The following is a 10,264-nucleotide window of genomic DNA, read 5'->3' as shown; positions in this document are numbered from 1 at the left end:
GCCATGATCTTCGCGCCCGAGGCGGTCGGCCTGCACGCCGAGCCGCCGTCCGGCTCCCCGCGCAGCGTCCTGCCCGGCACCGTCGAGGCCGTCGACGAGACGGGCGGACTGGTCGCCGTGCGGCTGAGGCTCGACGGCGGGGTGCTCGTCCGCGCCCGCGTCACGACGGTCGCCTGGGCCGAGCTCGGCGCTCCGGTGGGCGGGCGCCTGTGGGCCGTCGTCAAGGCGACGCAGGTGCGGGCGGTGCCGCTGGCGTGAGCCGGTCCGCAAGGGGGAGAACGTGTTTACAACGAGATCTGTTACTGACACAATGGTTTCTGCGTCCTGCTCCCGCCACCGAGGGGAGCCCGGTGACGGTCTCCTGAATCTCAAGGCCACCGGCCGGTTGCGAGGGGTTCGGACCCGGAGCCCTGCACGGAACGGGCTGGACATGTCACAGCTGAGATCGGTCGATCTCGATCCGGGCGCATGCCGAAGGACGGGCGCGGGCTCCCGGGGAGCGACCGGTGCGGATCGCCGGGTTTGTCGGTGCCGAGTGCCAGAATCCTTCTCATAGGCGGGGACGCCTCACGGTTGACGCGATCCACCGGTGATCTTCCCAGGAGAAGGAGCGGACCAATGACTCAGCTCAGCTATGACGTACTGCGCGAGGCCGTTTCAGGGGGTGCGGTCGCCTTGCGGTCCCGCGCCGTCCTGCAACCCGCCGGCGGTCCTGGGTCGAAGGTTTTCCCTCCGACCTATGGCGTGCCCGACAGAGCTGAGACGAAGTATGCGGTCGAGGACCGCTTGGTGGACGGGCGCACGTGCCGGGCCGTGCTGCTGGCCTCGGTGGCCGACCAGGCCAATCGTATGGAGCTGGGGCTGTTGAGCGGGCTCGAGTCGGGGCAGCTGGCCTTCCCCAACCCCTACGTCGACTTCACGGAGAGCGAGGACCTCGCCGATCTCGGCCGCATCAGTGCTCTTCAGGCGCCGCATCGCCTTGCGGACGCCGTCTTCCGCGACAGCATGCTCGACGGCACGCTCTTCCGCCTCTCCGATCTGGGCCGGCGAGTCACCGATGCCACGCCCGATGCCGCCACGGCCCTGTATGCGGCGGCGCCGCACGCCTTGGTCTTCGGGATGTGGGACTCGACGGGCCCCAAGGGGGGTCTGGGTGCCAGGTTCCAGCGCGCGCTGGTGTCCGAGATCGTCGGCGAGGACGCCCAGCCCGGTATCAGCGTTGGCAGCCGCGTCGACCCGCTGCAGATCGCGCGTTCCGCCGCGGTCGTGTACGAGGCCGAGGACCCCGATGAACGGTGGACCCTGGACGAGGCCCTGGCCAAGCGGGAGAGGGGCAGGCCCGTGGAGTTCAAGATCAAGCACGGTGGCGACTCCGGCAGGCCGGCGGCGATCAACCACGGGAACGTCACTCCGTCACTGAACGAAGCCTCCGGTGGTGTCACGGTCTCCCGCGCCGTCCAGACGACCGTGCTCTCACTCGCGGCGCTGCGCAAACTGCGTTTCCCCCGGGCCGTCGACGACAGCCCGCTGCAGGGCGAGGAACGGGCCACGGCCGAACTTGCGGCGCGCACCGCGCTGGCCGCCCTCGCCGTGGCCGCCATCGCCTACCAGCGTGAGCAGGACTACGACCTCCGGTCGCGGTGCCTGCTCATCCCCGAGGCCGCACCCGTTCTCGAGATGCTCCCGCGGTACGGCACCACGACCCGGGAATTCGAGCTCTCCGCCGACCATGCGGCCGAGCTGCTGCGCGCGGCCTCCGAGGCGGCAGCGGGCGCCGGCATGGGGTGGCCCGCTGAGCAGACGCGCCTGGTCCCGGCCCCGAAACTGAAGGACCTCATTCGCCGGAGCCGGGCCCAGCTCAGCAGCGTCGTCCCCGGCGAGGGCGGCGGGGACTGATGCTCGCCCTGTCCGTGCAGTTCCTGACGGGGCGCTACACGGCGACCGCGCACGACGATCGCGACCGTTGCGAGTGGCCGCCGCATCCTGCCAGGCTCTTCTCGGCGCTCGCGGACGCCTGGGGCAGCGCTGAGCAGCCGGATGACGCCGAGCGGGCCGTCCTCGAGCGCTTGGAGCACCTCGGCCCGCCCCAGCTCAGCGCGCCCGAGGCCGTGCCGCGCACGGTCCGCACCCACTACGTCCCGGTCAACGGTAGGAGTTCCCATCCGGGGCACCGTGGGAAGCAGCCACGCACCTTCCCCTCCTGCACACTGGGCGCCCACCCGGACCGACCGGGCGCCGGCGTGTGCGACTGCGTCCAGTACATCTGGCCGCGGGCGGAGTGGTCGCAGTCGGACCGGTCGATCCTCGACGGCCTCCTGGCGCGAGTCGCCAGGCTCGGGCACTCGTCCAGCCTGGTCAACTGCACCCTCGTCGACCTTCCCGATGAACCGACCCATGTGCCGTCCCCGACTCCTGCTCCTGAGGATGACGCACTGCGCACGGTGGCACCCGGTCAGCTCAAGGCCCTCGAGTCGGAGCACCGCCGGCACAGGGCGAGCGTTCCCCGTTCTCTTCCCCACACCCGGACCGTCTACGCGAGACGCGGTACGGTCGATCGGCAGCCCCAGGCCGTCTGCGTGCCATCCTGCGCCGGTGAATGGTACGCCTTCGAGCTCTTCGCCGAGGGCGCCGGAACGCGGCGGGGGATCCGCCCGGAGGCGCTGATAAGTCTCACCTTCGCCTGGCATGCGGCGCTCGGGGCCCGGCCGGGGTGCAGTCCCCGAGCACTCGACGGGGCCGGCCTCATCGGGCTTCCCAGAGTGGGTCCTCACGGCAGCGGCGACCTGCTGGGAGCCGCAGCCATCATCCCCCGGGTCATGCCCGATCCCGAGAAGGCGGCTCTCCGCGCGTGCCTGGCCGGTTGGCTCGGGGACGAGGGCTCGGTGCGTGCGGGGGCTGACCGCGTCCGATTCGTCAGGACGGCCCGTAAGCCCTTGAGGACGCTTCAACCCGGCACGTGGGGGGACGACCCGACCGGTCACCGGGACTGGGCCACGGCGACCCCCATCGCCGTGCCGCTCCGGCGACCGCGCACGGAGCCGGAATGGGCCGGGGTGGAGAGCTGGATCGCCGATGCTCTTACCGCCGTGGGTCTGCCTCGTGCCCGAAGAGTCAGTGCTTCGGCCGCCCCACCGCTGAGCGGGACCGTTCCGGCGCGGGGTTACCCATCGTTCCAGCACAACGGGAGGCGAATGTTCCTCACCCACGCGCGAATCCATCTGGACGCCCCGGTGACGGGGCCGTTGCTGCTGGGCGTGGGGAGTCGTCTGGGGCTGGGGCTCATGAAACCTCTGCGAGGCCGGCATGCCTGAGATCTTGTTCGAGGAGTTCTACCAGGAGGCCTGGCACAGGCCTCCGCACCGCTGGCAGTGCCGGCTCGCCCACCAGGTGCTGGCCGACAGGAAGTGGCCGGATGTCATCGACCTGCCCACCGGGGCCGGGAAGACCAGTGCGCTCGACGTGGCGGTCTACTGCCTCGCCCTCGAACCCTGCGTCTTCCCCCGCAGGGTGGTGTTCGTCGTCGACCGCCGGGTCGTCGTCGATCAGACGGCCGGGCATGCGCGCGCCTTGGCCCGGACGCTGCGCGGGAGCCTCGACGCGGCCGGACCGTCGCCGCTGCGCTCCGTCGCTGAACGCCTCTCGGCGCACACCGGCGGCGGGGAGCCGCTCGACGTGGACGGGTTGCGTGGAGGAGACAGGGGCGATGCGGTCGTCGGGGGCGAGTGGGCACGACGCCCCGATCAGCCCGCGGTCATCGTCTCGACGGTCGACCAGTTCGGTTCCCGACTGCTCTTCGACGGCTACGGGGTGAGCCCCTCCATGAAGCCGGTCCATGCCGGCCTCACCGGCAACGACTGCCTCGTGCTGCTCGACGAGGTGCAGTTGAGCACGGCTTTCGCCGAGACCCTGCGGTACCTCCAGGAGGAGGCGCACGGTGTGCGCGGCCCGTGCCCCAGCCGCTGGCAGGTCGTCCAGATGTCGGCGACACCGGTGGGCGACCAGGGCCGCAGGTTCGCCCTCGTCCCCGAAGAGAAGAACGACGGCAGCGAGCTCGCCAAAAGGGTCTCTGCCCCCAAACGGGCCCGGCTGGTGCCCATCGGCACGAAGCGCCAGACAGCCCGGGAGGCCTGGTCGGCGGCCCTGCCCGGCTTGCTCAAGAAACTGCCCGTCACGGACGGGACGGTGGGGGTCGTCGTCAACCGGGTGGCGACCGCCTCAGAGATCGGGCGCGTGCTCGACGAGCTGGGCGAGCAGTCCGTCGTCCTGACCGGCAGGATGCGCGCCCAGGAGCGCTGCGAGAACGAGAAGCTGGCGTTCGACTGGGCCGACCCGGCGGCCGCCCGGCGGGCCGGGCGCCGATTCGTCGTGGCGACCCAGTGCATCGAGGTGGGGGCCGATCTGAGCTTCGATGCGCTGATCACCGAGGTCTGCCCGCTCTCGTCGCTGCGACAGCGCTTCGGGCGCCTCGACCGCCGTGGCCTTGTCGCGGCGTCCGGGGCCGTGGCGGGCGCCCTCGTGGTGGGGGTCCGGGCCGAGTTGGAGGGCAGGAGCCCCGACCCGGTCTACGGCGGGGCCCTGCGCGCCACCTGGAAGGAGCTGGAGGAGCGCCACGGCCAGGACGAGTTCGACGCTGGTCCGCTCTCATTGCGCCCCGACGAGTTCGGCCCGGCCGTCGAGACCCCGCCGGAGCACGCCGCCGTACTCATGCCGGTCCACCTCGACCTGCTGTCGTGGACCGACCCCCACCCGAGATTCGCACCCGAGGTCGCCCCATTCCTCCACGGCTTCCGGGAACCCGACCAGGACGTGTCGGTGCTCTGGCGCAAGGACGTCGACGCCGACGACGAGATTCTCGCTCAGGAGGCTCTCGCATTCCTGCCGCCCATGGACGGCGAGCGGATCGAGGTTCCCGTTTCCGCGGTCCGGCACTGGCTGGGGCGGCAGCGCCTCGACCGCGTCCTGGCCGACGTCGACGTGTCCGCCGGGGCGGGTACCACTGGCGAGAACTCGTCCGACGGGAAGGGCGGGAGGATCGCCTGGCGATGGACACCCGACGGCGTCGAAGGAGTGCGTTCAGCCGCCATCGCACCCGGCGACGTGCTGATCGTCCCATGCGCCTACGGCGGGCTCTCGGCTTCGGGCGTCTGGAGCCCGGACTCCGCGGAGCCGGTGGAGGACATCGCCGACGAGCTCTGCGGATCGGTCCGCGGGACTCCGTCCTCCGGCGGCAGCGATCCGGGCGGCGCGCTCATCCGTCTCGGTCCGACCGTGCTCGGGGCCGGGGCGGATGCGGACGGCGATCCCGACGACGTGGCGGAGGCCGTGGCCGAACGGATCCTGGACTTCTTCCCGGTGGCACGCGGCGACATCGCCGCCTACGGCCCCGAGGGGAACCGGAGATGGGCCATCGACCGCCGGCCGGCGGCGCGGTCCCACCCTCCGGGCGGGTCGGATCGGGCGAACTCCTTCAGGGGGGCCGAGGTCCTTCTACGGGAGCACCTGTGGGGCGTCGGTGCCGTGGCCGAGGACTTCGCACGCCACTGCGGGCTGCCCAAGGAGACCATCGATGACCTCCGCCTGGCGGGGGAGCTGCACGATCTCGGGAAGCTGGACGACCGGTTCCAGGAGGAGTTGCACGGCGATCGGCTGGCCGCAGCCGCCGCGCCGGAGCCGCTGGCCAAGTCGGCGGGGCCGATGCGGTCCCACTGGGTCTACCCGTCCGGGATGCGTCACGAATTCCTGAGCGCCGAGATGGCGGCGACCCACCAGCTGCTGCTCCAGCAGGCTCACGACTCGGATCTCGTCCTGCACCTCATCACCACTCACCACGGCCGGGCGCGGCCGCTTCCCCTTGTCGTTAACGACCCGTCTGCCCGGCAGGTGAGGGGGATGATCGGCGGCACGCGGATCACCGCCGGCACCGATCTGCCCCATCGGACAGTCGGGGCGGCCTCGGTGGAACGCTTCGTGGCTCTCACGAGACGGTATGGCTGGTACGGGGTGGCCTGGCTGGAGGCCATCCTCCGGCTGGCGGATCACCGCCGCAGCGAGGCGGAGAGCCGCGGAGGGGCTGGAACTTCCGGCGAGAGCGCCGCAGCGGGGGGAGGGGAACCACGATGGGCGCGCCTCTGACGCTGAGCGGCCTCGACGGTCGGAACCCGATGGCTTATTTCGCCGCCATCGGTGTCCTTCTCGCAGCGGGGCGGGTCAGGCCGGAGACCCGGCCTCGGCTGGCCTGGGCCGACGAACCACTGCCCCGACCCCTCCTGCACACTGCCCTGAACCGCGACGAACTGGTCGGGGCCCTCGACGAGGACCGTCGGGCCTGGGCCGGTGCGCCGGCCCTGCAGGGCACACAGAAGTCCTCCGATGACATCAAGTTCGGTCTCGCCGACCAGCGGGAATATCTGCTCACGTGCCGCAGTGCGGACGACGGCGGCCGTAGCGCACTGCTCGGGGCGGCCCTTGTCGCAGAGGCGAGCATGGCGGGAATGAAAAAGAACGAGGGCAAGCCCACGGATCTGCACTTCACCGCTGGACGGCAACGGTTCCTCACCATCGCCCGCAGGCTCCAGCGGGACGTCACGTCGGTTCACCTGCAGGAGGCCTTGTGGGGGCCGTGGCGATATGATCAACGACTGCCGACGTTCAAGTGGGACGTCACGGACGATCGCGTGTACGCCTTGAGCGCCTCCGAGCCCAGCAGCACGAAGAAGAAGACGGTTCCAGGGGCCGACTGGCTGGCCCTGATGGGTCTGAGTGCGTTCCCGGTGATCCGCGAACCCGGCCGTTCCGCTCCTCCCTGCGTGGCTGGCACCTGGAAGAGGGGGCTCTTCCGCTGGGGCCTGTGGTCCGAGCCGCTGACGGACGACGCGGTGCGGACGCTGATCGCGTCCCAGTGGCCGACCGATCAGGTGCCGCTCTTCAGAACGGGGGTCTTCCGAGTCATGACGGCGCATATCAGAAGAAGATCGGATTCAGGTGGTTGCGGGTCCTTCTCGCCGGCGTCGGTCCTCTGGGAAGGGCCGTTGGCGAGTGAAGGAAAGGGATGGCATGACTGATCCCCTCACCCCGACCGGGGCCCGGGCGGACCGGCGGGTGTCCGCGATCCGCTGGGAGCTGCGCACCCGTCACCCCTACCCCGCCTGGGCTGGAATTCTCGCCACCGACCGGCTGCGCTATCTCGTGGCGGCCGGGCTCGAGGGCTCCCCCGATCCGGAGGACTTCCTGCTCACCGGGCACGGCGCCGGGCCCGAGACCGAGGAGCGCTTCGGCTATCACGCCCACGCGCACTGGCTGTGGCTCGAGGACGATAACCGGAACGTCGTGGAGCTCGCGCTGTGGGCGCGCGCCGGGCTGGCGGCCGCGCAGCGCGAGCAGGCGCTGGGCGTCAGGCGGCTGACGCGCCCGAGCTTCAGACAGAAAGGTTTCCAGCCGGGCGAACTGAGCATCAGCGGGGTCGGCTCGGCCGTTGATGTCCTGCCGGAACTGGGCGGCGGTTGTTCCAGCACGGTGTGGGCGTCGTCGGTTCCCTATCTGATGACGCGGCACACCAAACGCTCCCGATTGTGGGAAGATGTTGTGGCACAAGACGTGCAGCGGTACTTGGATTATTACCACGGGGTGGGTGCAGTGAGGCTCATCGCTCTTCAGTTCGGCAAGGCGGCATTGAATTATCGGACGACCCGGTGGGACCCGGGCGATCCCCCTTCCGAGGCGATCTGGATCGAACGCATGGAGGTCGACGTCCCCCTGGCCGGTCCGGTCTGTCTGGGACGTCACAGCCATTTTGGATTCGGCCGTTTCGTCCCGCTGGCCGATGGCTTGATCTGCGATCCGGGCCTGTCATGAGCACGTACGCCGCGCAGCCCGAGTTGTTGCCCGCGCGGATGCTGAATGAATACGTCTACTGCCCGCGGCTGTTCTACCTCGAATGGGTCGATCAGCGGTGGGCGCCGAATGATGACACCGTGGAGGGCGGGTTCGCCCATCGGTCGGTGGACTCCCGGGGCGGTCGCATGCCCTGGCCGGATCCTGACCGGGGGCCGGCGCCGCGCACCTCGTACTCGGTGGCCCTCAGCGACGAGGGGTGGGGGCTCTCCGCGGTCGTCGACCGGGTCGACAACGACGACGGCACCAGCATCCCGGTCGACCACAAGAAGGGGCATCCCCGGCCCGACGGCCAACCGTGGCCGGCCGACCGTGCCCAAGTGCTCGCCTATGCGGCGCTGCTCGACGCAGCGGGGTACCGGGTCGACCATGCGGAGCTCTTCTACGCCGAGGGGCATCGAACGGTCTCCGTTCCGTGGAACGACGAGGCCTCTGCCGAGCTGCGCAGAATGATCTCGGGTGCCCGGGAACTGGCCGATGCCCTCGTGCCTCCCCCTCCCCTGGTCGACAGTCCCCGGTGTCCTCGGTGCTCGTTGGTGGGGCTGTGTCTTCCCGATGAGACGAACGTTCTGCTCGACCGGTCCTCCGTGGGCGAGAGGAGCGTACTTCCCCGGGACCCCGACGACCGGCCTCTGTACGTGACCGAACAGGGGGCCTATGTCTCGTCCAGGAGTGGCCGCATCGTCGTCAGCAAGAACGGCGAGGAACTCGCCGATGTCCGCTTGCTGGACGTCTCGCAGTTGTGCGTGTTCGGGCACGTCCAGATCAGCACCCAGGCGATCACCCGTATCCTGTCCGCAGGGGCGCCCGTTCTGTGGATGAGCTACGGGGGCTGGCTCAATGGGTGGGCGCAGGGCAGTCCGAGCAAGCATGTCCAGCTCCTGAGAAGGCAGGTGCTGTCCCCCGACGGGGTCATCATTGCCCGTCGGATCATCTCGGGGAAGATACGGAACCAGCGCACGATGCTGCGTCGGAATGCGAAGTCCTCGGTCGCACCGGGGACGCTGGGCAGCATGCGCGACCTGGCGAATGCTGCCGAGGGCGCGAAATCACGCTCGGCGTTGCTCGGTTTCGAGGGCACGGCCGCGCGGCTGTACTTCGGGAACTTCTCCCGCATGCTCAGCCCCGGGGGTGAGTTCGGCTCGGAGTTCGACATCAATGGGCGGACCCGTCGCCCACCCACGGACCCCGTCAATGCCCTGCTCGGGCTGTGCTACGCGCTCCTCACGAAGGATCTCGTCGCGGTATGCCTGAGCGTGGGGCTCGACCCCTACCTAGGGGTTCTCCACGCGCCTCGTTACGGTCGCCCCGCTCTTGTGCTCGATTTGACGGAAGAGTTCCGCCCACTGGTTGCTGACTCAGTGGTGCTCCAAGTTCTCAACAACGGGGAGATCGGACCGGAGGACTTCATCCGCAGGGGCATCGGCTGTCAGCTGACGAAGCCCGGGCGGAAGAAGCTCATAGCCGCCTATGAACGGAGGCTGGAGACCGAGATAACGCATCCGGTGTTCGGTTATCGGGTCAGCTACCGGAGATGCTTCGAGGTGCAGGCCCGCCTGCTAGCCGCCGTGCTGATCGGAGAAATTCCCGAGTATACGCCCTTCGTGACCAGGTAAGTCATGGCGCGACGAAGATACCTGATCGCTTACGACATCGCGGACCCGAGAAGGCTGCGCATGACGGTCAAACTCATGGAGGACTTCGGCACGAGGCTGCAGTACTCCGTCTTCCTGTGCGATTTGAGGCGCGCTGAGCTCTTCGCTTGGCGCGAATTGCTGGCCGATATCATTGAGCTGGAGGAGGATTCTGTTGTCGTCATCGACCTGGGAGCGGTGGGGACGACGCCCATCGAGATCATCGGCCTGTCGAAGGGCCTCCCCCGGGAAGGCCCTCTCATCGTGTAAGCTAGGCTTCGAGCGCTTCACTCCCGCGACGGCCTCGCGGGAGCTCTCGCAGCCTTGTCAGAAGCAGTTTTGCCTTGACAACTTTACAGAGAGGACCTTCCATGACCCCATGATCTCGGTGCTGCTCGTGGCTCGGGCCATCACAGCTTGTCAAGTACCACGAAATGTGGGAGCATTTCCCCATCCATTTAGATGGGGCTCCATTGAAGCATATCTGCATCGGCTGACCGGCCCATGGCTCCTGGGCGCTTTCCCCATCCATTTAGATGGGGCTCCATTGAAGCATTGACGCGCCCGGGACTCTCGAAAATGCTCGCGGATTTCCCCATCCATTTAGATGGGGCTCCATTGAAGCCTTTTGTCTGGGCGAAGAGGTTCGCGTCGTCGGCGATTTCCCCATCCATTTAGATGGGGCTCCATTGAAGCTTCCGGGCGGCGTAGGCGGCGAAAACCTCGCACACCATTTCCCC

Annotated in this window: 8 protein-coding genes and 1 CRISPR repeat array; all 8 genes read left to right on the top strand. The window is 69.0% G+C overall.

The genetic code is table 11. The features are described 5' to 3' along the window. The coding region (locus R2N01_RS09890) for a TOBE domain-containing protein (RefSeq protein ID WP_316670707.1) at positions 1-258 on the top strand (258 nt) is incomplete at its 5' end. Between the two features lie 210 nt (positions 259-468). Beyond that, positions 469-1,896, top strand: coding sequence for a type I-U CRISPR-associated RAMP protein Csb1/Cas7u (gene cas7u / locus R2N01_RS09885; RefSeq protein WP_316670705.1), 1,428 nt, complete (start codon positions 469-471; stop codon positions 1,894-1,896). Further along, positions 1,896-3,311, top strand: coding sequence for a type I-U CRISPR-associated protein Csb2 (gene csb2 / locus R2N01_RS09880; RefSeq protein WP_316670704.1), 1,416 nt, complete (start codon positions 1,896-1,898; stop codon positions 3,309-3,311). Before cas7u ends, csb2 begins: the two co-directional genes overlap by 1 nt. After that, entirely contained in the window at positions 3,304-6,132 is a 2,829-nt protein-coding gene (gene cas3u / locus R2N01_RS09875) for a type I-U CRISPR-associated helicase/endonuclease Cas3 (protein WP_316670703.1), read from the top strand. Before csb2 ends, cas3u begins: the two co-directional genes overlap by 8 nt. After that, on the top strand, positions 6,117-7,061 hold the full coding sequence (locus R2N01_RS09870; RefSeq protein ID WP_316670701.1) for a hypothetical protein: 945 nt from the start codon (positions 6,117-6,119) through the stop codon (positions 7,059-7,061). Before cas3u ends, R2N01_RS09870 begins: the two co-directional genes overlap by 16 nt. Then, the gene (locus tag R2N01_RS09865) at positions 7,054-7,851 is read left to right on the top strand and encodes a hypothetical protein (RefSeq protein WP_316670699.1); all 798 of its coding nucleotides are present in this window, start codon (positions 7,054-7,056) and stop codon (positions 7,849-7,851) included. Before R2N01_RS09870 ends, R2N01_RS09865 begins: the two co-directional genes overlap by 8 nt. Beyond that, the gene (gene cas1 / locus R2N01_RS09860; RefSeq protein WP_316670697.1) at positions 7,848-9,506 is read left to right on the top strand and encodes a CRISPR-associated endonuclease Cas1; all 1,659 of its coding nucleotides are present in this window, start codon (positions 7,848-7,850) and stop codon (positions 9,504-9,506) included. Before R2N01_RS09865 ends, cas1 begins: the two co-directional genes overlap by 4 nt. A 3-nt stretch (positions 9,507-9,509) precedes the next feature. Beyond that, complete coding sequence (gene cas2 / locus R2N01_RS09855; protein WP_316670695.1) at positions 9,510-9,794, top strand: CRISPR-associated endonuclease Cas2; 285 nt, start codon at positions 9,510-9,512, stop codon at positions 9,792-9,794. Between the two features lie 173 nt (positions 9,795-9,967). Continuing rightward, positions 9,968-10,220: a CRISPR direct-repeat array (repeat unit 37 nt; unit sequence GATTTCCCCATCCATTTAGATGGGGCTCCATTGAAGC). Between the last annotated feature and the right edge of the window lie 44 nt (positions 10,221-10,264).

Source organism: uncultured Propionibacterium sp. (assembly GCF_963539965.1).
Taxonomy (GTDB): Bacteria; Actinomycetota; Actinomycetes; order Propionibacteriales; family Propionibacteriaceae; genus Propionibacterium.
Note: the sequence above shows the minus strand (reverse complement) of the source record. Positions and strands in the feature narration are given on the sequence as shown.

Excerpts from the sequence above, each read along its gene's own strand:
- cas7u (WP_316670705.1), top strand. The coding sequence starts at position 469 with ATGCCGAAGGACGGGCGCGGGCTCCCGGGGAGCGACCGGTGCGGATCG.
- cas2 (WP_316670695.1), top strand. The coding sequence starts at position 9,510 with ATGGCGCGACGAAGATACCTGATCGCTTACGACATCGCGGACCCGAGA.
- R2N01_RS09865 (WP_316670699.1), top strand. The coding sequence starts at position 7,054 with ATGACTGATCCCCTCACCCCGACCGGGGCCCGGGCGGACCGGCGGGTG.
- R2N01_RS09870 (WP_316670701.1), top strand. The coding sequence starts at position 6,117 with ATGGGCGCGCCTCTGACGCTGAGCGGCCTCGACGGTCGGAACCCGATG.
- cas3u (WP_316670703.1), top strand. The coding sequence starts at position 3,304 with ATGCCTGAGATCTTGTTCGAGGAGTTCTACCAGGAGGCCTGGCACAGG.
- cas1 (WP_316670697.1), top strand. The coding sequence starts at position 7,848 with ATGAGCACGTACGCCGCGCAGCCCGAGTTGTTGCCCGCGCGGATGCTG.
- csb2 (WP_316670704.1), top strand. The coding sequence starts at position 1,896 with ATGCTCGCCCTGTCCGTGCAGTTCCTGACGGGGCGCTACACGGCGACC.